This window comes from Aeoliella straminimaris, assembly GCF_024054565.1.
GTDB lineage: Bacteria > Planctomycetota > Planctomycetia > Pirellulales > Lacipirellulaceae > Aeoliella > Aeoliella straminimaris.
Map to the genome: position 1 here is coordinate 98830 of NZ_JAMXLR010000089.1, position 26404 is coordinate 125233.

General features: G+C 60.4%; 22 protein-coding genes. 12 read left to right on the top strand and 10 right to left on the bottom strand.

The genetic code is table 11. From position 1 onward, the window contains the following. Positions 1-64 precede the first annotated feature (64 nt). The 4 genes from NG895_RS24805 (at position 65) to NG895_RS24820 (ending at position 4847) form a co-directional block, all read left to right on the top strand. Entirely contained in the window at positions 65-1135 is a 1071-nt protein-coding gene (locus NG895_RS24805) for a DUF1559 family PulG-like putative transporter (protein WP_252855244.1), read from the top strand. 46 nt (positions 1136-1181) lie between these two features. Next, a complete protein-coding gene (locus NG895_RS24810; RefSeq protein ID WP_252855245.1) occupies positions 1182-1622 on the top strand; it encodes a transthyretin-like family protein in 441 nt (146 codons plus the stop codon). A 156-nt stretch (positions 1623-1778) separates the two neighbouring features. Next, positions 1779-4313: a glutaminase family protein gene (locus NG895_RS24815; RefSeq protein WP_252855246.1), complete on the top strand. Its 2535-nt coding sequence runs from the start codon at positions 1779-1781 to the stop codon at positions 4311-4313. A 27-nt stretch (positions 4314-4340) separates the two neighbouring features. Next, positions 4341-4847 (top strand): gamma-glutamylcyclotransferase family protein, encoded by a 507-nt coding sequence (locus NG895_RS24820; protein WP_252855247.1) that lies wholly within the window; start codon positions 4341-4343, stop codon positions 4845-4847. 27 nt (positions 4848-4874) lie between these two features. Here NG895_RS24820 and NG895_RS24825 read toward each other — a convergent pair whose 3' ends face one another. After that, a complete protein-coding gene (locus NG895_RS24825; RefSeq protein ID WP_252855248.1) occupies positions 4875-5693 on the bottom strand; it encodes a ZIP family metal transporter in 819 nt (272 codons plus the stop codon). Positions 5694-6021: 328 nt separating this feature from the next. On the opposite strand from NG895_RS24825, the gene NG895_RS24830 reads away from it, so the two are divergent. Beyond that, positions 6022-6348, top strand: a complete 327-nt coding sequence (locus tag NG895_RS24830) for a rhodanese-like domain-containing protein (protein WP_252855249.1) — start codon at positions 6022-6024, stop codon at positions 6346-6348. 111 nt (positions 6349-6459) lie between these two features. On the opposite strand, the gene NG895_RS24835 is transcribed toward NG895_RS24830, so the two are convergent. Further along, entirely contained in the window at positions 6460-6996 is a 537-nt protein-coding gene (locus tag NG895_RS24835; RefSeq protein ID WP_252855250.1) for a DUF4303 domain-containing protein, read from the bottom strand. A 248-nt stretch (positions 6997-7244) separates the two neighbouring features. Between NG895_RS24835 and NG895_RS24840 the strand changes: the two genes are divergently transcribed. After that, complete coding sequence (locus tag NG895_RS24840) at positions 7245-8312, top strand: glycoside hydrolase family protein (protein ID WP_252855251.1); 1068 nt, start codon at positions 7245-7247, stop codon at positions 8310-8312. A 41-nt stretch (positions 8313-8353) separates the two neighbouring features. Here NG895_RS24840 and NG895_RS24845 read toward each other — a convergent pair whose 3' ends face one another. The 4 genes from NG895_RS24845 to NG895_RS24860 all read right to left on the bottom strand — a co-directional run bounded on the left by NG895_RS24845 (position 8354) and on the right by NG895_RS24860 (position 14497). After that, the gene (locus NG895_RS24845; protein ID WP_252855252.1) at positions 8354-9403 is read right to left on the bottom strand and encodes a TolB family protein; all 1050 of its coding nucleotides are present in this window, start codon (positions 9401-9403) and stop codon (positions 8354-8356) included. A 614-nt stretch (positions 9404-10017) separates the two neighbouring features. Beyond that, positions 10018-10641, bottom strand: a complete 624-nt coding sequence (locus NG895_RS24850; RefSeq protein ID WP_252855253.1) for a hypothetical protein — start codon at positions 10639-10641, stop codon at positions 10018-10020. Positions 10642-11249: 608 nt separating this feature from the next. Further along, complete coding sequence (locus NG895_RS24855; protein WP_252855254.1) at positions 11250-13142, bottom strand: peroxidase family protein; 1893 nt, start codon at positions 13140-13142, stop codon at positions 11250-11252. Positions 13143-13432: 290 nt separating this feature from the next. Further along, a complete protein-coding gene (locus NG895_RS24860; RefSeq protein WP_252855255.1) occupies positions 13433-14497 on the bottom strand; it encodes a hypothetical protein in 1065 nt (354 codons plus the stop codon). 274 nt (positions 14498-14771) lie between these two features. On the opposite strand from NG895_RS24860, the gene NG895_RS24865 reads away from it, so the two are divergent. From NG895_RS24865 to xerC, 3 genes are all read left to right on the top strand, one after another. Next, on the top strand, positions 14772-16133 hold the full coding sequence (locus tag NG895_RS24865) for a hypothetical protein (protein ID WP_252855256.1): 1362 nt from the start codon (positions 14772-14774) through the stop codon (positions 16131-16133). Positions 16134-16291: 158 nt separating this feature from the next. Then, complete coding sequence (locus NG895_RS24870) at positions 16292-16528, top strand: hypothetical protein (protein WP_252855257.1); 237 nt, start codon at positions 16292-16294, stop codon at positions 16526-16528. Continuing rightward, positions 16529-17428, top strand: a complete 900-nt coding sequence (gene xerC, locus NG895_RS24875; protein ID WP_252855258.1) for a tyrosine recombinase XerC — start codon at positions 16529-16531, stop codon at positions 17426-17428. It begins immediately after the preceding gene. A gap of 75 nt (positions 17429-17503) precedes the next feature. On the opposite strand, the gene NG895_RS24880 is transcribed toward xerC, so the two are convergent. Beyond that, complete coding sequence (locus NG895_RS24880) at positions 17504-18226, bottom strand: lysophospholipid acyltransferase family protein (protein ID WP_252855259.1); 723 nt, start codon at positions 18224-18226, stop codon at positions 17504-17506. Positions 18227-18281: 55 nt separating this feature from the next. Here NG895_RS24880 and NG895_RS24885 point away from each other — a divergent pair, with 55 nt between their 5' ends. Then, positions 18282-19115 (top strand): metallophosphoesterase family protein, encoded by an 834-nt coding sequence (locus tag NG895_RS24885; protein ID WP_252855260.1) that lies wholly within the window; start codon positions 18282-18284, stop codon positions 19113-19115. A 219-nt stretch (positions 19116-19334) separates the two neighbouring features. Then, complete coding sequence (locus NG895_RS24890; protein WP_252855281.1) at positions 19335-20720, top strand: sigma-54-dependent transcriptional regulator; 1386 nt, start codon at positions 19335-19337, stop codon at positions 20718-20720. 74 nt (positions 20721-20794) lie between these two features. Here NG895_RS24890 and NG895_RS24895 read toward each other — a convergent pair whose 3' ends face one another. Further along, on the bottom strand, positions 20795-21277 hold the full coding sequence (locus NG895_RS24895; RefSeq protein ID WP_252855261.1) for a DUF6960 family protein: 483 nt from the start codon (positions 21275-21277) through the stop codon (positions 20795-20797). A gap of 141 nt (positions 21278-21418) precedes the next feature. Between NG895_RS24895 and NG895_RS24900 the strand changes: the two genes are divergently transcribed. Continuing rightward, entirely contained in the window at positions 21419-22924 is a 1506-nt protein-coding gene (locus NG895_RS24900; RefSeq protein ID WP_252855262.1) for a hypothetical protein, read from the top strand. 379 nt (positions 22925-23303) lie between these two features. Here the strand turns inward: NG895_RS24900 and NG895_RS24905 are convergent, their stop codons facing one another. Continuing rightward, complete coding sequence (locus tag NG895_RS24905; RefSeq protein ID WP_252855263.1) at positions 23304-25250, bottom strand: hypothetical protein; 1947 nt, start codon at positions 25248-25250, stop codon at positions 23304-23306. A gap of 377 nt (positions 25251-25627) precedes the next feature. Beyond that, positions 25628-26347, bottom strand: coding sequence for a hypothetical protein (locus tag NG895_RS24910; RefSeq protein WP_252855264.1), 720 nt, complete (start codon positions 26345-26347; stop codon positions 25628-25630). Between the last annotated feature and the right edge of the window lie 57 nt (positions 26348-26404).

The following is a 26404-nucleotide window of genomic DNA, read 5'->3' on the forward strand; positions in this document are numbered from 1 at the left end:
CCACTTCGATGGTTTAGCAACGGAGCTTTCCTCGAAGTGGTTCCAACGAAGGGACCTTAGAACCATGCGTATCTGCCCAACACGCAATGAGAAAACGAAAGGTGTGTCTGGATTCACCCTGGTCGAACTGCTGGTGGTGATCGCGATCATTGGCATCCTGGTGGCGCTGTTGCTGCCCGCGGTGCAGGCTGCCCGCGAGGCGGCGCGTCGTGCACAGTGCTCGAACAACCTGAAACAGTGCGCCCTGGGCATGTTGAATTACGAGTCCAGCCAGAAGTCGCTTCCTCCCGGCGTCGAGGTGTACCAGGACCCGACCTCTGGCAGACCGCGCGTCGCGCCGAACAGTTCGTTCGTCGATCTGAAGCAAACCTGGGCGATGGCCATTGGCCCGTACATGGAGCAAGGGCAGATCTTCGATGCCCTGGACGACACCCGCTCGATGAGCGACGCGGCAAATCAGGCCATTCTGCAACAGGAATTGCCAATGTTCATCTGCCCCAGCGATCCAGGGCCCGAGGACTACAACGGACAGCCCCACGCACGGGCTTCGTACAAGGGCGTTAGCGGTGCCGCGGCTGGCACCATCTCCTGGGGCCGCGTATACGACGTGATCAATATTGGCAGCAACTCGCCCACGAGATTGGCGGAGAAGCCAGCCGGCAAGGAGAAACGTGGTGTGCTAACGGTGGTCTACGAGCCAGCCGGCGTGCGCCCTGTGAGGTTGCGTAGCGTTACCGATGGCACTTCGGCCACCGTGGCGATCACCGAATGGCACGTCCTGCGGTCCTACAAGTCGAGCGCCCCTCACAGGAAGATCTACTACGCAGGGTGGGCTGCTCCGGCGGCCTACGCGGCGCTGTCTGCCGCGTTCATCAAGCAGGATCAACACGCGGCGATGTTCGGACTCACCGATTTCACGGCCTGCAGCAGCTTGGGCATGAGCCCGCACTGGCTATGCGAAGAGGGGGTGTCGTCGCTGCATGCCGGCGGCATCCTGCAGTGCGTCTACGCCGATGGCCACGTCGACACGTTGGGGGTCGATACCGACCGCCTGGTCTGGCAAGCACTGGCCACCATGCGAGGGGGAGAAGTCGGCGCCGCCGTGGAAGCCGCCACGGGGCCACCCGAACGGTAGGCCGACCGAGTTTCCCAACATCGATTCATTGAGGAGCGAGGCTCTCATGCTACGAAGTTTTCTGCTCACGTTGTGCCTCGGTAGCACTCTGGTGCTGCCAGGTTGCAGCGGCAATCAACTGAGCTACGCCCCCGTCGAAGGTGTCGTTACCGTCGATGGCCAACCCATCGCCAAGGCCCAGGTGGTACTCTCCTGCGACGACGTGACAGTGGACGGCGCGATGCCGACCTCTCGCGGAGTGACGGACGACTCGGGTCACTTCACCCTGGTGTCGATCACGCCAGACAAACGAGTGATCGACGGCGCCGTGGTGGGCGATCATCGGGTTTCGATTCTCACCAAACTCGAAGACCAGAACCGACGCGGCCAGACCGTGGTGGTCCGCCAGGAACTGCTCGACGACGCCTACACCAACGGCGAGAAACTCACGCTCTCGGTGCCATCCAAAGGTGCCCGCGACGTGCGGTTTGAACTAAAATCGAAATAGGTGCGACGCGCTGCGGGGTGTCCACTTTCATTACTCCAATTGCCGGCGCCGTGCGTCGGACCTATCACGCTTCAGGGTTACACTGTGAAAATCTACCGTTCTTCCGCTTACCCTTCGATTCTTGCAACCGCTGGGCTCTGTCTGGCTGTGCTAGCCTTGAATACCTCCGCCGGTCTGGCGCAGGTTGCTGCCGCCGAGGACGCCTGGACACCTCCCGCGTTCCCGCTCGTGGCGTGCGATCCCTACTTCAGTATCTGGTCGACTGGCAAGACGCTGGTCGACACCGATACGACACACTGGACCGGCAAGCCGCATCGGCTGACCAGCCTGATCCGCGTCGACGGCCAGACGTTCCGTCTGCTGGGCGCCACGCCGCAGGACCTGCCGGCCTTCAAGCAAACCTCGCACCAGGTACTGCCGACTCGCAGCGTATTTGTGCTGGAAGCAGCAGGCGTAAAGGCGAAACTCACGTTTACCACGCCCGCGGTGCCCGAGGACATCGACCTCTTAAGCCGGCCGATCACCTACCTGAGCTACGAACTCACCGCCACCGACGGCAAAGAGCACGAGGTGCAGCTGGCATTCGCCGCCGCTGGCGAAGTCGCTGTGAACAACCCCAGCCAGAAGGTAAGAGTCCAGCCGCTGGACATCGACAACACCAGCGGCCTGCGGGTGGGATCGGTCCAGCAGAACGTGCTGGGCAAAAAAGGCGACGACCTGCGAATCGACTGGGGCTACTTCTACCTGGCCGCCCGCGAGTCGCTGGTCGAGTCGGTGACCTCTACCACACTGGAGGACGTCGCTCAGCTGCTGCAATCGTCGGCCGTAGCCGCGAAGGTCGATCCCGCTGACAAAGTGGCAGGTGGCGAAGTCGCCTTGGCGCTGGTCTTCCAACCGGTGGAAGTAGGCGCGCAACCGGTCAATCAGTGGCTATTGCTGGCATACGACGACCTGTACTCCATCGAATTCATGCATCACCCGCTTCGCCCCTACTGGCGTCGCAACGGACTCGATGGCGACGGCCTGGTCAGTGAGGCACTGCGGGACTACGAAAAACTGCAAGCTCGCTGCGAGTCGTTTGATGCAGAGCTGATGGCCGATCTCCAGGCGGCCGGTGGCGAGCAGTACGCCGACATTGCGGCCCTGGCGTATCGCCAGTGCCTGGCGGCCGGCAAGTTCGTCGCCGACGCTAATGGTCAACCGCTGCAGTTCAGCAAAGAGAATCACTCCAACGGCTGCATCGCGACGTCCGACGTATTCTATCCCATGTCGCCGCAGTTCTTGCTGTTCGGTCCTTCGCTCGCCAAGTCGTTCATCGTACCGTTCATGGAGTACGCCGAAAGCAGCCGCTGGACCTTCCCGTTTGCGCCACACGACCTGGGCACCTACCCCAAGGCTAACGGCCAGGTGTACGGGGGTGGCGAGCGGAGCGAAAAGAACCAGATGCCCGTGGAAGAGTCGGGCAACATGCTGATCCTGATGGCGGCCATCGCCAGGCTGGACGGCAATGCCGACTTCGCCGATCGTTACTGGCCGCGGCTGGTCGAATGGGCCGAGTATCTTCGCGAGACCGGCTTCGATCCCGAAAACCAACTCTGCACCGACGACTTTGCCGGGCACATGGCCCACAACGTCAACCTGTCGGCCAAAGCCATCTGTGGTCTGGGCGCGTTCGCACAGCTCTGCGAATTGCGTGGCGACACCAAGACTGCCGAAGAGTACCGCACTATCGCTCAGCAATATGCACAGCAGTGGATGAATGCGGCCAAAGACGGCGATCACTATCGGCTGGCCTTCGACAAGCCGGGCACCTGGAGTCAGAAGTACAACCTGGTGTGGGATCGCGTGTTGGGGCTGAACTTGTTCCCCGATTCGGTGTTGCGCAAGGAGATGGACTACTACCGTGAGGTGCAGAACAAGTACGGCCTGCCGCTCGACAACCGCAAGGACTACACCAAGCTCGACTGGATCTTGTGGACCGCCACGCTTACGCAGAACGAGGACGACTTCACCACCCTGGTCGCCCCCGTGCACCGCTTCCTGAACGACACACCAAATCGTTCGCCGATGACCGACTGGTACCAGACCAAGACGGGCAAGAAAGTGGGCTTTACCGCGCGTCCCGTGGTGGGCGGTGTCTTCATGCAGTTACTGCACAACGGCGACCTGTGGGACAAGTGGGCCTCGCGTGACCAGACACAGGCCAACGGCTACGCCGACCTGCCCCGTCCGCCGAAGGTGACGCTCGTCGTGCCGACGGCCGACAGTACGCCGATGAAGTGGCAGTGGACCTCCAAGAAACCCGCTGACGAGTGGATGCAGCCCGAGTTCGACTCCTCGGCCTGGCGTGAAGGTCGGTCCGGTTTCGGAACGCGTTCGACTCCTGGCGCCCTGGTGGCCACCACTTGGAACACTTCGGACATCTGGCTTCGCCGCACCTTCGATCTGAAGCAGATTCCCCAGAAACTCAAGCTGCACATCCACCACGATGAGGAAGCCGAGGTCTACCTGAACGGCGTGCTGGCCGGTAAGTTCGAGGGGTACACCAGCAGCTACGAGAACTACCCAATCAGCGACGAGGCCCTCGCCACGCTCAAACCCACCGGCAACGTCATCGCCGTGCACTGCCATCAGAGCGAAGGTGGGCAGTACATCGATGTGGGCCTGGCAACCGTGGAGTACGAGGACTGAGCTTCCATCCGCAGGAGCGGCGATGCCGTGAAGTACTTCGCCTATGGTTCCAACATGTCCGTGCCGCGGCTGAAAGCTCGGGTTCCGAGCGCAGCGGTGCATGGAGTCTGCGAACTGCGGGGCCACACGCTCCGGTTCCATAAGGTGGGCATGGATGGCACCGCGAAGTGCGACGCGTATTTCACGGGAAACGACGCCGACCGTGTGGAAGGAGTCGTGTACGTGCTCGACCCCATGAAAGTCGATCTGCTCGACCAGGCGGAGGGCGCAGGTCGCGGCTACACTAGGCAGCAAGTTGAAGTCTTCGATGAATACGGCAATCGCACGCAGGCCTTCACGTACATTGCCACCGCCATCGATTCCTCCCTGCAACCGCTCTGCTGGTACCGACACCACGTTATCACCGGCGCGAAGCAACATGGACTAAGCGACGAATACGTAACCGCGATCGAGCGCGTAAAGGTGATTCGCGACGCCGATGAAGTCCGCCTGCGGAGGGAATTGGCGGTTTACGAGGGCAGCGACCCAGGATAGTGGCGACTGCGCGACTGGGGCGGGACTTCACCCCAACGCTACGTCCAGGCTCATCATCACCAAGAAACCTCCCATCAGACTCAGTGTCGACAGGTTCACGTTGCCGGCGCTTTGGGACTCGGGGATAAGTTCCTCGACGACCACATAGACCATCGCCCCGGCCGCAAAACTCAAGGCGTAGGGCAACATCGGCGCGGCAAAAACGACGGCCGCTGCTCCCACTACCGCGGCCACGGGTTCCACTACGGCAGAGAGCTGCCCGTACCAAAAGCACTTCCAACGACTCACTCCCTCGCCCCGTAGCGGCATTGCGACGGCCATGCCCTCGGGGAAGTTTTGGATGCCAATGCCAACCGCCAACAGGACGGCCGATGCGAGTCCAGTCGATGTCAGACCAGCGACCGCCCCGCCAAAGCTGACTCCCACGGCCAGGCCTTCGGGGATGTTGTGCAGCGTGATGGCGGAGACCAAAAGAATGGCTCGGTGCCAGGTGGTTGGCGGGCCCTCAGCCTGCTCGATCGGCAACCCAATATGCAAGTGAGGCAGTACGCAATCGAGCATCCAAAGAAAAAAACCACCTAGTGCGAATCCTACCGCGGGGGGAATCCATTTCGGCAGCGATCCGTGGGCGGAAATCTCGATGGCGGGGGCAAGCAAGGACCAATAGCTGGCGGCCAGCATCACACCACCCGAGAAGCCCAGCAGCGCGTCGAACAACTTGCGAGGTACCTCCCGTAGAAAAAACACGAGCGATGCCCCCAGTGCGGTGAGTCCCCACGTGAACAGTCCGGCGATTAACGCCTGCAAGACTGGGGGTAATTCCTCAAATACGGATGGAATAGGCATAGAGCGGGGAGTGAACGATCGTCTTGCTTCTGGTGTTGGAGATAAACTGCCAGTGTAACACACCCCTGGCGGCGTCTCTTCTCCGCAGTAACTACCTTGCCTGTCTTCGCACACGAATGCAAATCCGTTCAATCACGCGATTGCAGTTGGCATCACAGTTGCGGCATTTGTAGCCTAGCCAGGCGCGCGTTAGAACAAACCTGCACCGCTCATCGAATGGCTCTCGAGCGTTCGAGGCGCTATCTATCACCAGCACACTGGAATTCAGCAGTTTCAGCCAAAGACAATTCGACGACTGGAGAACGGAAAACACTCAGAGGAGGACAAGATGAAGACTATCTCACGCGACGAAGTGAATCTGCTATTGGTACACGACGACGTAGCCGTGGTCGACGTGCTCGAACAGCGAGAATACTCCGACAGTCATCTGCCCGCGGCGATCAACGTGCCCTGGTCGGAACACTTCTCCGAAGACCTGCACCAAGCAGTCCCCTGGAAGAAGACGCCCGTGGTCGTGTACGGCAAGGACCGCGACTGCGACCTGGCGGCCAAGGCTAGCCAGGCACTCGAGGACGAGGGGTACGGCGAAGTGTACGAGTATGCGGCCGGCAAAGCCGATTGGCAGGCGGCAGGGCTACCGTTGGAGTCACGCTAAGGGACCTAGCCGACTGCGAAGAGAGCTGGCCGTTTACGATTGAGGGTAAGGGCGTCGAGTAAGGTCAGCCCCGAAGAGGCTAAATGGTGTAGCTTGGGGGACAAGGAGTCCTTACAAACCGGTCGCTTCCGTATATCGCTGATAGACAGCCTCGGAGTTCAGCTGCTTGACTAAATGGACGGTGTCGCTCGGGTCGTCGTCGGGAATGGCTACCAGCAGGGCAAAGTCCTCTTGGTCCTGCAACGACGCAGCCCGGAACCTCTGAAGTCCTTCGGCAATGGCCTCCAAGCACTTTGCCTTCACCTGCTGGTAAACCTCAAAGGAAGCTTCGAAGTCCAGGCCGGACGAATCGACGGAATCCCAGATCTCGGTCAATCCCAAGTCGCCGTCAAAGCTGCCCATCGGACCGAGTTCATCCTCGCTGAGCGGCCAATCAACGAACTCAAATTCCGAGTAGGGATCCTCTTCGACCGCCTCGGAGGTATTGGCAACCCAATACACCGAACGCACGTCCTCGTCGGGACAGAAGGCCAGGCCCACCACCTTGGCGTCGGGCGATTGCTGTTCGCAGTAGGCAAGAATCGCCGCCGCGGCTTGGGTCACTTGCTGCGAAAGGCTCGAAAAGTCGATGTCGCTGACACTGTCCATTCGTTGTTTCTTATGATCGAGTCGGATTGCTAGCCTGGAAAAGCAGTCTACCAACCGGCGCTGGGTGAGCAAGAGTCAGAGAGGTACGTGAGCCACAAGATGAAGTACGTGGCGCGTAAACTCATTTTCGCCGTAACGGCGCGGAGCTTGTTACGGCCTACGTTTCTACGCCACGCGCAGCTTGTTACGCCCCGCTCACCTTTCCAATATAATGAAGCGGTAAGAACCCGTAGGATAGGAGCGACAACATGCGTGAGTCTCATACTCTGTGGGCGGTGGCAATCCTAGGCACGTGTCTGGCCTGGACATGCGGATCCGCACAGGCGCAAGAGCCTGTACCGACCGAAGAAGACATGGCGGCGTACTTGATGGTCTACTTCAGCGACTCCGATCATAGCCTGCACATGGCGCTGAGCGACGATGGGTACAGCTTCACGGCGCTCAATAACGATAAACCGCTGATCGATGGCCGCGAGATCGCGCTGCAGCAGGGCATTCGCGACCCGTACATCATGCGCGGGCCCGATGGTGTCTTCTACATGGCGATGACCGACCTGCACATCTTCGCTCAACGCGCGGGGCTCCGCGATACCGAGCGGCAACGCCCGGGCAGTGATTACGGTTGGGGCAACAACAACGCCCTGGTGCTGATGAAGTCGACCGACCTGGTGAACTGGACGCACACTAACCTGCGGGTCGATCAGGCATTTCCGAGCCTCGCAAACATCGGCTGCGCCTGGGCGCCCGAGCTGATATTCGACGCCGAGCAGGGCAAGATCATGCTCTACTACACCATGCGGTTCGGCAATGGCAAGAACAAGGTGTACTACACCTACATGAACGACGACTTCACCGCCATGGAGACCGAGCCGAAGCTGCTGTTCGAGTATCCGAAGGACGTCTCGTACATCGATGCCGACATCACCAAGGTGGGCGACAAGTTCCACATGTTCTACACTCCGCACGATGGCGGTGCCGGCGTGAAGCACGCTGCCAGCGACTCGATCAACTCCGGCTACGAGTTCGAGCCGGACTGGGTCGACCCCGAACCTCAAGCTTGCGAAGCCCCCACGGTGTGGAAGCGGATCGGCGAGGACAAGTGGGTGCTAATGTACGACGTGTTCGGCATTCGCCCCCACAACTTCGGCTTCAGCGAGACCTCCGACTTCCAGACCTACACCAACCTGGGACGCTTCAACGAAGGCGTGATGAAGAGCACCAACTTCAGCTCGCCCAAGCATGGATCGGTGATCCACCTGACCAAAGACGAGGCGGATCATCTACGACAGAATGCGGGGCGGGTGAATAGTCGTTAAGCGCAAGCCGCTTTGACAGACGACGTTCGTGCTGAGCAATTCTAACCCAGCGTCGAGCTCGCCGCACTGCTGCCGGCCGAAACGCGGACGCCCGTCCAAGCGGGGTTCCGCTCCAGCCCAAAGTAGCCGGCCGGGTAGCACGAAGCCATCCAGCTCTCTGGCAACCAGGCGGTCAGGAAAGTGGCATGCCGCGTGGCGTCGACCTCGGCCTTGAGTGGCTCGCGATCCAGCGCAACCGCTTGGGTGCGGACGTGGCCGGCCGCTCGTTCGACGTTGTGCAGTTCGCCCGTGGCGTAGGCCTTCACCACGTTCGCCACATTCAGCACCCGCAGGTGACAATCCTTGCGGTTGTCGTCGGCCGTGTACAGCAGGTAGTTGCCGCACGGCGACCAGCAGGGCGAATAGTCCGCGCCCTGGTTCTCGGTGAGCTTGACCGCCAGCTCGCCTTGGCTGGTCATCATCCAGATGTCTTTGTCGCGGTCCTTGTACGGATTGGCGGGATCGGGTTTCTCCTGGCGGTTGGAAACAAACGCGATCAACGAGCCATCGGGGCTGGGCACGGGTGTGTAATCGCCGCCACGGTCTTCGTTGAGTTGTGTGCGAGCTTCGGAGGCAAAGTCGTAGTGCCAGATATCGGCGTCCTCACCACGATCGCTCGACCATAAGAGCCCCTGACCATCGGGAGTCCAGGCGACCGATTCATCGGCCCCTTCGTGAGTCGTTACCTGCGTTTGGTTGTTACCGTCCGTGTCCATCAGCCACAGGTCGTTGTTACCAGCCGCGTTGGAAACGTAAGCGATGTACTTACCATCGGGGCTGAACGCCGGCGAGTCGGCCCACCGTCCGCCCAAGTCGGTGAGCTGAATGGCTTCGCCACCGGTGGCCGGGATCTTGAAGATCTCGCGGGCGCCGGTCAAGTCGCTGACAAACACCACCCACTGGCCATCGGGCGAGAACTTGGGCTTATCGTTCCAACCTTTGCCGAAGGTCAACTGGTTGAGGCTTCCGGACTCGAGATCGCAGGTCCAGATGTCGTAGTCGCCGGTCTTGCCGCTGGCAAAGGCGATCGTTCCGCTCAATGTAAAGGCCATGTTTCACTTCTCTCGGACGGCTGGTGAGGGCTGAATCCCGTGCCGCACACAAACCCGACGTGTACGGTGTTTCTAAACCTTAGCTCATACTGCGCGTCGGGCGCTGGCCGGTTGTGACGACTGTAGGGCGGGTAATGGATGGCCACCTCGAAAGTAGTGAGGAGTATCACGCTGGGGCAGCCCCGAAGGGGCGAAATATGATAGCCCAGGGCAAGCGCCGGCGAGGGACGAGCCAAGTGCGGCCCTGGGTTAACAGGGAACCCAACCAGCGGTCGAGCAGTCGATTATCCACTAGCCGGAGCGTTTCCGAGACCGCCATTGGGCCGCGGTGTGTCTATTGAACAGGAGGAAACGGAGAGAACAGAGATTGCCTGACGCTATGCGCGAACTGTTCCGGTGATTCCGTTCCTCTCGGTTTAGATGGAGCAGGGGTAAGGTGCGCAGGAGTGTCACGCTCAACGGCATTTCCAAGCAGTCGGAAAGTGCACAGGACTATGAAGCCGAGGCGGATTCTAGCGGACGCCCCAAGGGCGATAGGGACAACAGCAGGACCGGACCAGGACCAGTGCAAATGTGGGGTTGAGACACAACCATTTGGTTGGCACGGACTTCGCTTATGTCCCGTCGTTAAAACGGTCTTCGTCGAGTTGTTGCATCAAATCGTCGTTTGGAAATGCCTCTTTAGCGGCACGCACGAAGACTGCACGGGAACAATCAAAATCTTCGCCGCTGATGAAGTGGCCATCGCGACCCACAAGCAGGACGTCACACTCGAAACAAAGCAAGATGTCTACTCTTCCAGACTTGTTAACGAAGGACAGTCGCATTCCGTATGCTGGAACGCACGACTTCGCGGAGTCCCATACATATGTACGAGGCGAAAGCAAGGCTGTTGAAACTTCGCTGGCTGTTGCTTCGGAAACTAAGAACGGTCCTGACGTTATAGGATAATCCGTGAATAGGGCGTCCTGCCAGTTGATACTTTCCGGCAACGGCCCCACACGCCATGCTTCAACACGTTCGGGATGCGCTACAATTGCAACGTTCCGGGAACCACCAAATAGTTGTTCAATCGGGCGTCGGTGCAAGATGTACCAACTCAAACCCACAGCAATAGCCGCGATGATGCAGAAAACGCTGACCCCGAGTAGGGTACTCTGGAGAGTGAATCGCCTTCGCACATTGTACCTACAATCAGCATCTTTCGGAGTGAGGAAATGGTGGATACGCTTCTTCACTGAATATAATCTCCGTGACTCCGCCTCGCCAAACTGCCTCGGCTTAAAACTCCTGTGCGGCAACCGCTGTCCACTCCATGCTCCCGCGGCCACATCGCCCTGTGCACTCTTTTCGCACTACAAATATCACCGTTCTGCCATAACTTCGCGTAGCTGGTCTGCTATTAGTGATGATTGGTGTTGCTCTCGCTCCGAATTCTTGCCAGTCCGACTGCCTGCTTCCGCCAAACTCCACCAACTCGACAGTGTAAAAACTTCGCTGTTGAAGTTGTCTTTCAGAGTGATCTAATTGAGCCACGTAGTATTCTGTACAAACAGCGAGCGAGGGCCGTGAGGCCCCTGGTTGTGTTAAAGGTTGAGAAGTTGTTAGTAACTGTGCGCCAGGAGCGCTTCGCTCATTCGCAGAGCGATTGGCCACTATCGGTGGATTCAAAAGCTGTGGAACAACAGCTGTTCCAAAACTCGAGAGGCCCTGAAACCGGCAGGAGTCGTAAGGTGTTGTCTTAAAATGACTTAGAAATTCGATGGGGGCTGGCGCGGGGCGAGTTTTGGGACAATGAATGGGACGTTGTCCAACTTGTCCCAAAACGCGAGCGCGCGAGTCGATGCTATTGCTCCGATATCGACACTGAGCTTCGCGAAAAGATCGCAGCCACGCCAGCCAACAGGCAAGCGGTGACTACCGACGACGGCTCGGGTACGGCGAGGCGACGCGGACCGCCGCTGGGAACGCCAGGCACCTCACCCAGTACCAACCCAAAGTTGGCCTTCCACAATTCATAGGCATCCTGGTTCATGCCGTTGCCGAGGTGGTTGCGCCAGGTGGTGTAGTCGGCCAGGTCTACCTTGCCATCGTTGTTGAAGTCGCCTTCGTTGAGTTCCACGAAGCCAGGCACGTAGAACACGTTGTCTTGCAAGCCGGTTACGTCGGTATTGCTTTGGATCACATCGGCTAGCGTGAGTGTGTCGAGGTCGACGATCGCGGCGATGTCGGGGGCGAGCGCGCCGTCCTGGTAGAGCCCGGCCACGTCGCCGGTGTAGAAAAAGCGATCGCCGTCGCGCAGGCGGGCAAACTGGCTGTCGATCACGGCCTTGAAGAAATTGCCAACGCTGGCACCAGGCACGTGGTCTTCGGCCAGGCCGCCGACCCAAGCGTCGACGTTCAAAATGTTGTTGCTATACAGATCGGCCAACGCCGCAGCGAGCTCAGTGTCGTGAGTGATACCGGCGAAGTTGGAGAGGCTTGGTTGGCCATGGTTGCGTCGCAGATCGAGGTAGTCAGGCAGTCCAGCGTCTCGTCCACGCTGGATGTTGATCGCCGCCAGGTCCATACCCCCAGCGCCGGGCGGCCCGAACAGCGACGTGCGCAGATCGTCGACCATGAGCGTGTCGATTTCTTCTGCACGCTGCGCGGCTGCCCCGCGAAGCAAGCCATCGATTAGGCCAGGATCGCCATCAATGAGCGTGGGATTGTAGAACGCATTGCGTAGCGGCAAGTCCGTGGCGTTGCCCTCGGCGTCCCTCACCTGCAGATTGCTGGACACCTGGCTGTGCCCCAAGCGAAACGCGGCATGGGCAAACGCGTTGGTTATCGCCGCTGTGCTACTGGAACTGTAGGCGTGATCCGACGCACGGGGCGTGGTAGGTCCATCGCCGATCAGAGCAGGCAGGAACTCGTTATAGGTGATCGCTTGAATCTCCGCCCCCACCAACTTGCGGGCGAGTTGGAAACGGCCCTCGTCGTCCAACTGGGGATCGGCCGTAGCAATGGCATCCACCAGGCGATTGTGCTCACGTGCGAAAACGGTTTGCAGCGACGTCAACAGCGGGTTCTCGTTGGCTCGAATATCGCCTGCCAGATACATGTCGGTGCTCGGGAGCGGGCCGTGGTTCTCGACTTCGAGGCCGGCGGTGTTCTTGGGTAGCAGATTGTTGGCGCCCATGGCCAGCTTACCGCCTGCGGCGCGAAGTGCGGCTGCGCGATCTGCGTCGTTTCCGTAGACGAGCGACGCATCCAAATAGCTCGTCACATTGTTAACGGGAGTCCGTGGACTGCGTCCCCCCGTACCTTCCCAATTGGCACGTACAAACGGGATGGGCGCCGGTCCCAGCGGATCGCCGGCGTCGTTGATCGCGATGGGGGCTTCGCCGTTAACCTCCGGACCATCGTCGGTCATGACCATTTCCAGGTCGTGCGTCACAAACTGCCCCCAGGCCCAAGCCATATCGCTCAAGCCACGAACGCTCTTCACCGATTGTGTTTGGGCGAACACGGCGTTGCTGATATCCCGAGCATTGGCTCGCTGCTCGTCGCCAATCATGTTTCCCTGGCCGTCGAGAAACCGGGCACTGTAACCAAAGCGAATCATCCCCGTGCCAGCGGCCCCCCGGTCAGGGAATCCAAGGTTGTTGTTGGTGCCGTCGTACGTGCGGTACTGTGCCTGGGCCGATCCAGCGACCAACACCAAAGCGAGCGTGGCCTGGGATAGAGCTTTTATCATCGAATCGCACCCCTGTTTCACATCGACCTAGAGGCCATGAGATTAGGGGATTTATGATACCCGAAGCTGCCGACCGCCACAATGGAAAAACAGGACACGAATTCCGTACCGGCTACATCGTCCGACGAACTCTCCGGCTCCTTCGCCACCACGATGCAGACAACACATCAGCGTAGAGAAGGGCAGCCCGCCAAAAACAACACCGCGGCGCCGGTTACGATGACGAATCAATCGTAGCGCGGCACCGCGGCGGGGTGTGTTTCCGGGATGGATTGTTGTAGCCGGGGGGCTCAATCGCGGCGGGTGACAATCCATTCGAAGGCCCCACTGGGCTTCATGACCAAAACCTTTCCGTGCCCGGATGTCAGGTCGTTGATCGTCGTGGAATACTCCTCCGAAGGTTTACCGTCGGCAGTCCAGGTAAGCAGTTCCTGCTCGCGGTTGAGCGAGCCCGACAGGTTTTGTGTCGCGCCGGTGGTTTGGTTGGAGTACACGCCTCGTACCTTTCCCTGCCGGCTGATCGACAGTTGCATCACGCGGGTGGGGGGCGAGTTGGGGCCCGGTGAAAGGTCGAAGGTGCCGAGTGTCATCCACTCTTCGCCGCCCTCGGCCGCCAGCGGAGCTGGGGCCGGCTCGCCGGAAGCCTCGTCGTAGGCCGCACTATTGTAGAAGTAAGGGTCGCCGCCGACCGCGTCCGTCGGTCGCCCGGCTGAATAGGACGCGGGGTACGCCGTCGCGGCGGTCCAAGCCCGGACGCTGGCGGCCGTAGCAACAGCCGCTGGGCGAGCGTAAGGATGCGTGGCTTGCCAGGCGTTGGGGTGGTTGGCGTACCAGACAGGGGTGAAGGGCTCGGGTCCCGTTTGCCAGTTGTTGACGGCCGACTGCACATTGCCAGCCGAGGGATTGGTCTGCACTTCGATGTTTGTGGAACTGAAGTTTTGAATAGTGGTATCGAACCGGTTCGTTTGGATCTGATTGGTGCGGCTGCCTGGTTGGCTTGGCGCCGCATTGCTTTGAGCCTTACCAGAGAGGAACTGCTGCACCTGCTGCGGCGAGGTGGCTCGTCGCTCAGTGGCTGATGGGGTGGCAGCCCGACCTACATTCTGCTGAGTCTGGTTGAGCTGTCCGACGTTTAAGTTGCCGTAGTTCTGGCTGCCCGGTCTAGGAGCAGCCGTGCGAAGGTTGTTGGCCGAGGCAGCGCTGAAGTTACGTGCACCGGGCTGCACCGCACCCGCCGGACGGGCACCAGCAGCGCGCGGGCCGCCACGCCCACGGGCAAAGCCATCGCCACAGACAACCAGCGTCAGAAGCAGAGTCACAGTGAGTAGCAGTCGCGCAGTGTACGAATGAATCATGAATTCTCCAACGACAGAAAATGCAGGGTAGGGCAGGGGAGTGTCGCCAGACTCAGTGCCGGCGAGGGAAAAGGGCCGACGCCATGCGCTCAGGCATACCGCGGCGTTCCGAAAGCGTAGTTCACGCCAGCAGTCCGAGTGGGCCGCGACAAACCAGGTTTTCGGTTAAAGCGATTATCGCGATTGTGCCGATGTACTTTGCAGGCACGGGCGTGCGCGCCGGGTGCTTGTGTTGCTAGCAGGGGGGCCTGCCGGCCACAAAGCGAAACTGTCGATGCGACTGCTCACGCGACTTTGCTCGCTTATTCTGCTTACCACCCTCGCCACGGGGTGCAGCCTTGTGCTTCCCGAAGTGGCAACCATGCCGGTGGTGCACAACCCGTTTCCACAGCTCAGCCGCGTGGCGGTGCTGCCGTTCTTTAACCTGAGCGACGAACCCACCGTCAACGGACGGCAGTTCGCGCTGGCTTATTTTGCCGAGCTACAGGCCGTACCGGGCTTCGAAGTCATACCACTGGGCGTGGTGGAAGAAGCCATTCTGGAAAACAACATCAACACGGCGGACCCCGAGGAAGTGCGACGCCTGGGCAACATCCTGGGCGCCGACGCCGTAGTGGTGGGAGCGGTTACCGACTACACCCCCTACTATCCGCCGCGGTGCGGTATGCGGGTCGAGTGGTACGCCACGAACCCCGGCTTCCACGAGATACCGGCTGGCTATGGTTTGCCTTGGGGCACGCGGCAAGAGGAGTACATTCCGCAGGACATCGTGTTCGAAGCGGAGATGGCCCTGGCCCGCGAGCAGATGAAAACCCAATCGCCCGATTGCAGCAAGATTGGCGAACCGGCCTACATGCTACCGATCGACGCGCAGCCCATGTATCCACCGTCGGTGATGCCATCGGACGAGGACTTGCCGGTACCACCGCTTCCCAAGCCGCCAACCAGACTGGACTCTACCCCTGGCGGTACGTCAAAGAGTGGCGCACCACCGGTTGATATCCGTAGTCGTTTCACTTCGACTCCACCGACCGCCGCAGAACCTGACACCGACGCGCTGCCTGCGGAAACCAAGGACCAGCAGCCCGCAGATTTCGACCTCCCAGCCGAGGAAAGCCACGGCTCACAGGATGCGGATGTTTCGCCAACCTACGAAGCACCTGCGGAAAGCAACCCAGGAGACGAAACCGTGTGGCGACCGCGCAAGCAGTCGACATACAAGGTGGCCGTCCACGAAGCGCAAGCACCGCCAGCGTCTGATGCAATCGCTACCGCTAGCGCAATCGCTCCGGGGATGGAAAATAATTTTGGGGGCGGGTTGCCGCCCGATTGGCCTGATCCGCACGGTTTCATTCCACCTGGTCCTTCGCCTGTGCGGCCTCCCTGCATCAACAATCCCGGCCCCGTCATGACGCATACTCGGATATTCTTGGGTAATGATCCTGAATTCACTTCGGCCCTTGCGGCCTATGTCGAATTTCGCGACGACGCGCGGTTTGGCGGGTGGCGTTCGTACTTGGAACGCAGCGAAGACTTCATTCGCTTCTGTTGCCACCTGCATATCAGCGAGATGCTCTCGGCGCGTGGCGGAGCAACCGAAACCCGAGTGGTGCGGCATTGGTCAAATAGCCGATAGGGTCCTGTAGCAGCGTCTAGGCAAGACTTGCAGACCGGGCCGCGGATTCGGCCCCAGCAGGTAATAGCCGTTGAGCTGCGGTGTGTGATTGCACCGCTTGCTCCGCTGCGGCCCGCAACTTCCCCCCGCACGAACCCGCCTGCACGGAGGCCCCGGCTGTGAACGACGACATCAATGTGCTTGCACTGGTCAAAGGCAAAGAACGCTACATCTTTCTGTTCGACGATTCGCAGCAGGCCGACGCCTTGCGAATGCTGGGTCGCCATGCCGCGAATCCGGAACTGAGCTTCAGTTGGTATGACGCCGCGGTGCTGGGCAAAAAGATTCGTAACGAAGCCACGTCGCGCGAACGAGCGCGGTTCACCATTCCTCAATCGAGCGATATCGACGAGTAGATGCATCGCGAGATCGCTCAATTCCTTCGGCACCTGGATGCGGAACGCAACGCTAGCCCGCACACGCTGAAGGCTTATCGAGAGGATCTGATCTCGCTGGCCGAGTATTTGGCGGACGATGCAGGTCTGGCGCCGGACCCTGTTTCGATCACCACCGTCGAACTACGCGGCTACGTGGCGGCGCTGGCCGAGGCGGGCTTTGCCAAGACGTCCATCGCAAGGCGATTGGCGTCCGTGCGAAGCTTCTATCGCTTCGGTCAGCGCGAGGGCTGGGCGAAAGCAAACCCGGCCACCGCGCTGCGCAACCCACGTAAGAGCCGCAAGCTGCCGCACTTCCTCACTACCGATGAGATCGGCCGCCTGCTGGCCGCTCCGCCGAAGCGTGGCAAGCAAGGGATCCGCGATCGGGCGATCCTCGAGACGCTCTATTCGGCTGGTCTGCGTGTAAGCGAACTGGTGGGCATGAACGACGGCGACCTGGACCTCGAACAGGGCATTGTGCACGTGCGTGGAAAGGGGCGCAAGGAGCGCCTTGCCCCCGTGGGCAGCTACGCCGCGTCGGCCCTAAGAGACTGGCTGGCGGTGCGAGAACTGTCGTCCAAGGAAGAGTCGGGGCGCGCGGCGCCTGTGTTCACCAACCGCTTTGGTACTCGGCTCACTACGCGTAGCGTAGGCCGCATGCTTGAAAAGCACATCGCCACGGCGTCGCTCGACGGCCGGACCTCGCCCCACACGCTACGCCACAGTTTTGCCACGCACCTGCTGGACCGCGGCGCCGATATCCGCAGCGTACAGGAACTGCTGGGACACAAGAGCCTGGTCACGACGCAAATCTACACGCACGTCTCGACCAGCACGCTCCGTGCAGCGTACGAGCGAGCCCATCCGAGGGCGGGATAGCGATTCCAGACACGTCATCCTGATCTGCAGCGCCTAGCCGACGAGCCACGTCTGGTCGGCTTATTGTTGTCGCGGTTAGCCACGATCCCCCAACTCCTTTACTCTCCGCCTCAACTCTTCCGTCAACTTATCAATCGCGGTCTGCTCGTCCCATTCATCCTGCACGAAGTCTCGTGGCAACAGCGGTGGGCCGAAGCGAACTTCGATTCGACAAAGCTTGCGTGGCAGTTTCCGCGTCGGGGGCCAGGCTTCGAATGCGCCGTGGATGTAAACAGGCACGGCCGGTGTGCCGAGTGTGGCCATCAGCATGCCGACGCCCGGTTTGAATTCCTGCATTTCGCCTGTGGTGGTGCGGGTGCCCTCGGGGAACCAGCCGAGCGAGTACCCTTCGCGCAGGGCTGCCGCTCCCACCGCCAGGGCCGAGAGGTCGCGATCCAGCGGAATGGTTCCCGCCAGGCGGTTGGCAAACCGGCGAAACGGATTGGTCAGCACCGCACCACGACGTCCCGCCCAACGAAGCTGGCGAGCTGTGCGGTAGTCGATCAACGATAGAATCGCCGCCGGATCGAGCGAACTGGTGTGGTTGGGGCACAGCAGAAAGGTTCCGTCGGGCAGGTGTTCGAGGCCAATCGCCCTGGTGCCAAACAGCATGCGCATCACCAGACGGTTTATCCCAAACAGGATGGCCCGCAGTCCACCAGCCACGATACCGAGCGGCTTTAGCCACCGCCGCTGCGTGGCGTCGAGGTGCTCGATTGGCCGGTCGATGAGGCGGTGGATGTCGATATTGTCAGTCATAGTGGGTAGCGGCCAGGTGATTTGCAGTGGGCGACAATAACGAACAAGATAGGGTATGCTTTCGATCTGTCATATCTCCGACTTGCACTTCGGCCCTCCGTATCTACCCGAAGTGGGCGAAAGGCTGCGAGAATCGGTACAGCGGCTGGCACCGCAGGTCATTGTCGCCAGCGGCGATTTCACGCAGCGGGCCACTCCAGAGCAGTTCGCCGCGGCCCGGGCGTACCTCGATACTCTGCCGGCAGTGCCCACCATTGTCACGCCAGGCAACCACGACGTGCCGGTGTATCGCGTGTGGGAACGGCTCACCAACCCGTACGGCAACTACCGCCAACACATCTCCAGCGAGCTCGACACCGTTACGGAGGTCCCCGGCGCGGTGTTTGTGGCCCTGAATTCCATGTCGCCCTACACGGCGATCACCAACGGGCGGATCCACGAGCGGCAGCTCGACTTTGCCGCCGAGGTACTCTCGCGCCATCCCGATGAGACGCTCAAGGTGGTGGTGGCCCATCACCACTTCGCCCCCGCCCCCGACTACGAGCAAACGGACGTCATGCCCAAGGCCAAGCGGGCGCTCGACCGCTTCGCGGAGTTGGGAGTCGACATGATCCTGGGAGGGCACCTGCATCGGGCGTATATCGGCAACTCGCTGGACATCTACGCCGGCAAGCAGCGCGACCGGGGCATCACTATCGTCCAGTGCGGCACTTCTACTTCCCGGCGCGGCCGCGCCCGAGAACGAGAGAAGAACAGCTTCAACTACATTCAGGCCAGTGATAGCGAGATTGTGGTCACGCACCAGATGTTCTTGTCGAAAGCTGGCAACTTCGAGGCCGTGGGCCAGCACCGGTTTCCGCGGTGGCCGCATCGGTCGCTGACAACCTAGGGAGTGGCTCCCACCACCATTGGCGAATCTACGCGTCACGCTGCATGCTCCAGCAGGTCCGCTTGTGCTGATTGTAGGTTGCCAGATCTCGCCGCCGGCTTGATGCCTTTGCGGTTTTGTTGACCGTTGGCAACAGGTGACCTAGATACTTGTGGTGCTTCGCAACACCCGTTGCGTCCGCACCCACTGTACATCCAAGCTGCCCCACTTGTTTCGCCAATCATGTCCAGCGCAAAGCTCCTACTTGTTGACGACGACTACCAAGTGCTCGAATCGATGGCCGACTGGCTACGCGAGCAGGGTTTCGAGATCGACACCGCCCGCAACTCCACCGAAGCAGCAAAGGCTTGCGGTAGCTCGAGTTATGATTTGGCGCTAGTGGACGTCCGGTTGGGCGACGAGGACGGATTCGATTTCCTCCGCCAGTCGCTCCGGCAGTGGCCCGCCATGCAGGTGCTGCTGATGACCGGTTACGGCACTCCCGACATGGCCGTCGAGGCCATCCGTGCGGGGGCGTTCGACTTCCTGACTAAGCCGCTGATCGATGAAGAACTGCTGATGGCCCTGGAACGGGCACTCTCGCAGCGCAAGGTGCTCAACGAAAACTCGCAGCTCAAGGCCGAGCTCGACAAGCACTACGGCATGGGCAACATCGTGGGCCAGGACCCGCGGATGTTGCGTGTGTACGAGATGATCGAAAGCATCGCCGATACCCGCGCCACGGTGCTGGTAACCGGCGAGAGCGGCACCGGCAAGAGCATGATCGCCCGCGCGATTCACCGCCGAAGTAGCCGCGCGAAAGGACCCTTCGTCGAAGTGGCCTGCGGTGCCCTGCCCGAAAACCTGTTGGAAAGCGAGTTGTTCGGCCACGTGGCGGGCGCCTTCACCGGCGCGACCGGCGACAAGACGGGTAAGTTCCTGCAGGCCGACGGCGGCACTATCTTCCTCGACGAAATCGGCACCGCCAGCCCTGCCATGCAGGTCAAACTGCTGCGAGTGCTGCAAGAGCTGTCCTTCGAAGCGGTCGGCGGCTCCAAGACCCACAACGTGGACGTCCGCGTGATCCTCGCGACCAACGAAGACCTGGCAAAGAACGTGGCCGATGGCACCTTCCGTCAGGACCTGTACTACCGCATCAACGTGATCAACATCGAGCTCCCTTCGCTTCGCGAACGCGTGAGCGACGTGCCACTGCTGGCCGAGCGATTCCTACACGAGACCCTGGAAGACGTTAACCGGCAGGTCGATGGCTTCAGCGACGAGGCGCTCAGCTGCCTGCGGTCGTACGGCTGGCCAGGCAATGTCCGTGAACTTCAGAACGTCGTGGAGCGTGCCGTGCTGCTGGGCAAAGGGCCGGTCATCGAGTTGGGCGACTTACCGCTCGAACTTCGCACCGGACTCTCCACGGGCGGCAGTGCCACGTTCACCGCTGGACAGACTTTGAAGGAAGCCCTGGAAGGTCCCGAGCGACAAATCATTCTGCAAGTGCTCGAGTCGAACGGCTGGAACCGCAATGCAACGGCCGACACCCTGGGTATCAATCGCACCACTTTGTACAAGAAGATGAAGCGTTTGGGCCTCGAAGACGGTGCGCCGACGTACTAAGCCGCCGGGATCAATGCTGGCTCCCAACACTCAATACCGGATGAGCTGCGCCTCGTCGGAGCAGAGCTTCCAGCTTACTTCAATTCGTACTCTTCTCCATCCTCTTCCGGTGGTTCGATTCGTACCTCCGGTCGCGCGTCGGTTTGTTCCACGTGTTTCAGATCCTCGGCCGTATAGGTCCGCTTGCTTTCGACTTCATCGTTCGGCTCGTGTACCTGGTAGCGCAGCGTCCCGGTATGGTCGTCCCACAGCATCTCGGTGATGGTGCCAGTGCGGTGGTCGTTTTGCATCCCGCGTGTCCGCACCTCGACCAGATTGCCGATGTCGAACCCTTCGTACGGCAGCTCTTTCCACAGCGTGCGGCGAACCCGCAAGATGTGCTGGCCGTACGTCAGCACGACGAATTCGCCCTGCTGGCCGTCGCGACGCCACACCCGCGGACTGGGCACCATGCGGCGGGCCAGCTCCACGTCTTCGGGGTGGATCCAGTCGTCGCCATTCTCGGGCCACCAGGGGTAGTAGCCGTATTTCGGGTCGGTTTTTAGCTCGATACTCATGGGGAATGTAGCGATTCTGGGGAAAAACGGACGAGGGAACCTCCAGCGGAACCGCCTTCGGTCACCTATAATTGTACGCAGTAAAGTCCTACCGTTTTAGCACCCACGCGCCCACCAACTCCGCTCCCCCACCCCAACTCCATGCGCACCGAAAAGTTTCTCCAGCACCACGGCGTTTCGATGAACCCCTTTGCGGAGGAGGACGCGCAAACCGATCCGGTTTTCAAGAACCGCTGCCGCACCAGCACGTTCCACCCCGTGTGGGACAAAGTATTCGGCGATCCGGCCGACCCCGCCACCTCGATCGTGTTCGGCGAAAAGGGCGCTGGCAAGACCGCCATGCGGCTGCAAATCATGGGCAAGCTGGCCGAGCACAATCGCGAGAATCCGGATGCCAAGATCTGGGTCATCGAGTACGACGATTTCAATCCGTTCCTCGACCGCTTTGCCGATCGCTTGCCGGCCCGCAAGCAGCGCGATTCGGCCAAGGTGCTGGAGGAATGGAAGCTGTGGGATCATATGGATGCCATCCTATCGCTGGGCACAACGAACTTGGTGAACTTGATCCTGGGCACTCAAGGCCCCGGCAACGCCCCGCCGAATCAAATCGCCAACGATCTGCGTTCGAAGCTCGACAAATATCAGAAACGCGACCTGTTGTTGCTGTCCGCCTGCTACGACGATTCGCTCAGCGAGTCGTTCGCCGACCGCACCAATAAGCTCCGCCGTAAACTGTGGTACGGCGGTTGGTCGACCTACGCTACGCCGCTGTTGGGTTGGGGTGTATCGGCCGCCATAGCGGCGCTGGTGATCTACCTCATCCGCAACGAAAATTTCACCGCCCTGTGGGGCTGGCTGGCCGTGGTCCTGGTACTGCTGGGCTGGGTGCCGTGGATGATTCGTTGGTGGCGCTGCCACTTCGAGGCCCGCGGCGTCGCCAAAAACGTGCGGGCGCTGAAGCGCGATACCTCGTCGCTTCGCCGGCTGTTCATGCGCATGCCCGACCGCGACCTGCATGGCCAGCCCTTGCCCAGCCGCCGCCGGACCGACGACCGGTACGAGCTATTGGCCAAGTTCCAGGGCGTTCTGACTTCGCTTGGTTTCAATGGCATCCTGGTATTGGTCGACCGCGTGGACGAGCCGCACCTGGTGAACGGTTCGGTGGAGCTAATGCGCGACTTCGTGTGGTCGATGCTCGATAACAAGTTCCTCAAGCAGCCGGGCGTGGGGCTCAAGCTACTGCTGGCCAACGAACTGGTCGAGCACCTGAACCGCGAAACCCGCGAGTTCCACCAACGGGCTCGCATCGACAAACAAAACATGATTCCCTCGCTCGACTGGACCGGCGAGGCGCTGTACGACCTGGCCAACGCCCGACTGGAAGCGTGTGCCCAGGACGGAGCCACGCCGGAGCTCCGCACGATGTTCGACGATGGAGTCTCCGACCAACGGCTGATCGACGCCTTCCGTTCGCTACGTACGCCGCGCAACTTGTTCAAATTCCTGTACCGCGTGATCGTCGCCCACTGCAACTCTCACACCGACGCCAACCCCGTGTGGAAGGTCCCCAAAGAGACCTTCGAGTCGACGTTGGCCGTGTATGGCCGCGAACAAGCAGCTACCGACCGCGGTTTGTCTGTGAGCTAGAACGCCACGTCTCGCCAGTTCCAGCGAGTTAGCACGCCAGAGTTTTGGTCGTTTTGGGCCACTTTTGGGGTACGCGATTCATGGACCCAAAACCCTCGCGGTTCTGGCCGCCTTCGATTTCACAACCCTTTACAGACAAACAAGTTACGAAACCGGACACGCCCAAATCGTACGGGGTTTTGTCCCCCCTGCGCTCCAAGATGACCAAAACTCTTGGGAACGGTCGGCTAGCACACTCAAAGTGCCAGCTGCATACCCCTTGGGCCCCACAGCTTCTAACCCAGGGCCTACCACCAACAGTTGACCAAGGGCCGCGGCGCGCAGTATGCCACGTAGCTCAATTAGATCACTCGATAGAGCAACTTCAACGGCGATTATTCTACACGCCCGGCCCTACAGATTTCGTCGCTCCGCGCAGTGCGACGGAGGCCAGCACCAGGGTTGCGAGTGCTGCAAGCGACGAGGGCTCCGGGATGGCGGCCGTTTGCTGACCAGCCGTTAGCAACGCTAGTTGCAAGTTGTCGACGTGGCCATAGACGGGGCGGGTATTGTTGCCCGTGCGCAGGAAGCGTATTTCCACCGTGTGCAGCCCTGCCTCGACCCCAAGTAGCGCGGCGGCCAGCGAGTCGCGGATAATCTCGAAGCCTCCGATGGTCGTGCCATTCAAATCGAGCGAGTCGACAATGACGCCGTCGAACAACAGTTCGTACAACCCGGGGGCCGTATTGCCGAACTCCTGCTCATTGGTCGACGCAATGTCCATCGACAGCGAGTAGTCGCCCGGCGTTACCAGCAGGAACTCTTGCCGGATGCCGCCCCCCGCAGGAGGACTGCTGAAGTCGACGTTGTCCTGGGAACCGCGAATGCGCATGGCGTAGCTTTCGTTGCCATCGCCGGTCACGTCGATCAACTCGGCGCGGGGATAGCCGGAGGAGACCACGCCATTTTCGGTGACAAACGACTCCCAGTGCTCGAGATCGCCCGTCTCGAAATCGCCGTTCTTCAAACCGGCTGGATACAACGATGTCATAGCGTCGCGCCAAGCCTGATAGTCGCCCGCGTCGATGACGTTGTTGTGGTTGCCATCGGCCCGCAGGTCCGTGGTGGAGCCCAATGTGTTGCGCCACACGGTGTAGTCGGCCAGGTCCGGCACGCGATTGCCGTTGTAGTCACCCGGCGTAGGGGGTGGCTCGTCGGGCGTGGTGAAACTCACGGTAAGACGCGGCCCCCATTCGGAGTTGTTCAACAGCGCGGCGTATTCGCTACTGCCAAAACCAGCCTGCAGCGCAAATGCACCCGCCGTGCCAACAACGCCCAGGTGATCGGTCTGAGCCAGTAGCGACTGCAGCAGCCCCGTCGACAACGACACTTCGTGCACGCCCGACTGCGTAATAGTTCCCGTGCTGCCTAGGGCCGCGGTTCCGGCCGCGATGTCGGCCAACTCAGGCGTTCCGTTCCCTTGGTAGCCACCAAAATCGATGGCCGGGTTCTGACCGCCGCTAGTCGTGAAGACGTTCACAAACACCGACAACGTCGCGCTGGTGATGGTAGCGTTGTCGGGAATGGCATCAATGGGAAACTCCAGCACGGGCCGCGCCTCGCGCGAAGCACCCTGGTAGGCTTCGAGCGTGTTATCGCCTTCGCTCAACGTGAATCCACCAAGTCCATCAGAGTCGGCCTGCACATCGAACGTCGGCGTGAGCGTAAGCTGCTGGGTATCGACGGGATTCTGCTCGATGAGGGTCTGGAAGCCGTAGTCCACGCTCCCAAAGGCCGTCCAGGCTTGGGTCTCGAATCGGTCGTAGGAACTGCCGCTTGAGTAAACCGGAGGGCCATAGTTCCAGATTGCATGGGGACTGCTGAAAGTACCGTCGCGGCTGACGACAATGGCGTATTGCTCTCCAGGGTTCACCAACAAGCCGGCCGTCGACAGATCGACGCTGGTAAACGGCACCGAGCCACCCGGCCCCGTGATGGGCAGCGAATCAATCGGAATCGTCTGCTGGGCCAACACCGTGCTGCCTGGCTCGCTGCCATTGAAGTCGCGAATCTCGACATCAATGTCCCCAAGGGTCCCGGCGTCGCGCCCCAGCTCCAGCCCGACCGCCGACAACTGTCCCTGCAGACCAACGGTAAACGATTGGGCAAGTTCGTAGCGGATGCCACTCGACGCGGCAACGATCGACCCACCGTACGACTGCGAAATATCGTACTGCTGATCCACCACCGGTTCGGCCAGTGAGGGTGCTGCGACCCCAAAAACCATGAGCCACCAACCGGCCGACGGGTAGCGACTGCCCCGCCACAGACGACTTCGAAGATGCATTACAACTACCAATGCCTTGCCAGGATGAAAATCTCGATAAGCTAGCTGCACACGTGCCAACAGCCTACCAGAGATCCCTTGCGGATGCACCCTTTTTCATGTCCGACGGCAGTGGCCTCGTCCCCCCGAATACCTGAATAGCACGAAAGGCGTGCAAAACGGACGGTGGAGTCGAGCAAGGGGGAGAACCTGGTCTGCCAGCGGATGGCAGGCTGGGGAGCGATACGGCGTGGACTTTCGTGTTCGCGAGAACATCTTCCGTTTTTCCGGAGCCAATGCTAGCCACCGCAAGTTGCTGCGCAATGCCTAAGGCCGAACGGCAATCGAGAGAGGGAGCAGAGCCGACGGTGCCGGCCCTGCTGTGCTTGCTACCAGCATTAGTCTTGAACGGGCTTCCTACGTCGAGCGAGGCCACCTGCAATCATTGTGGCCAGCATCAAGCAGACCATGCTCGACGTAGCAGGTTCGGCCACCTGATTAAACTCTACCTCCATCAGCCCCAACCACGAATCGGAGAATAGTTCCGGGTTGTGAAGGTTGCCATGGAATCGCAGTTCGACAAACTGGCCCGAAGCGCCGGTGAGACCAATAGTGTTGGATCTCACGGCACCATAGTAGTCTGGGCTTACCGCGTCACCCGATGTGGGCGTGTTATCGAAGCCGCCGAACGATCCAAGGGAGTTTCCGTCTACCAGCACTTCGACCGCCGCCGGAGCGACAACACCGGATGGGGTCCGCTCTCCGTAATGGACCACCAGGGCCCCCAGATCGTAGGTATCTCCCAAGTCAAAGGTTACACTTGGCTGGGGCTGTCCAGCTTCGATATCGCCGTTCGCTTCATTGTAGATGGTGCCTTCCTGCCCTGCGTCCCAGAAGAACGTGCCAGGCGTATACTCACCCGCTTTTCCCTGGCCATCGATCAGTGCCTGAGGTTCGCCACTGGGGGCGTCCTTGCCGGCGATGGCGTTCAGGTCCCCCAAGTTGTTGTATGTGTAGCTGGACACAGCAATCGTGCCAGCCATCGTTACGGAGTGGAGGGAGCATAACAGCACAAATGCCATAGCCATCGAAGCAACAATCACGGAGTAGTTTCTCATTAGTCGGCTCCAGCAGAGGGTGAAAATCAACAACAAGCTCAGGAAGTAGCAAAGTCT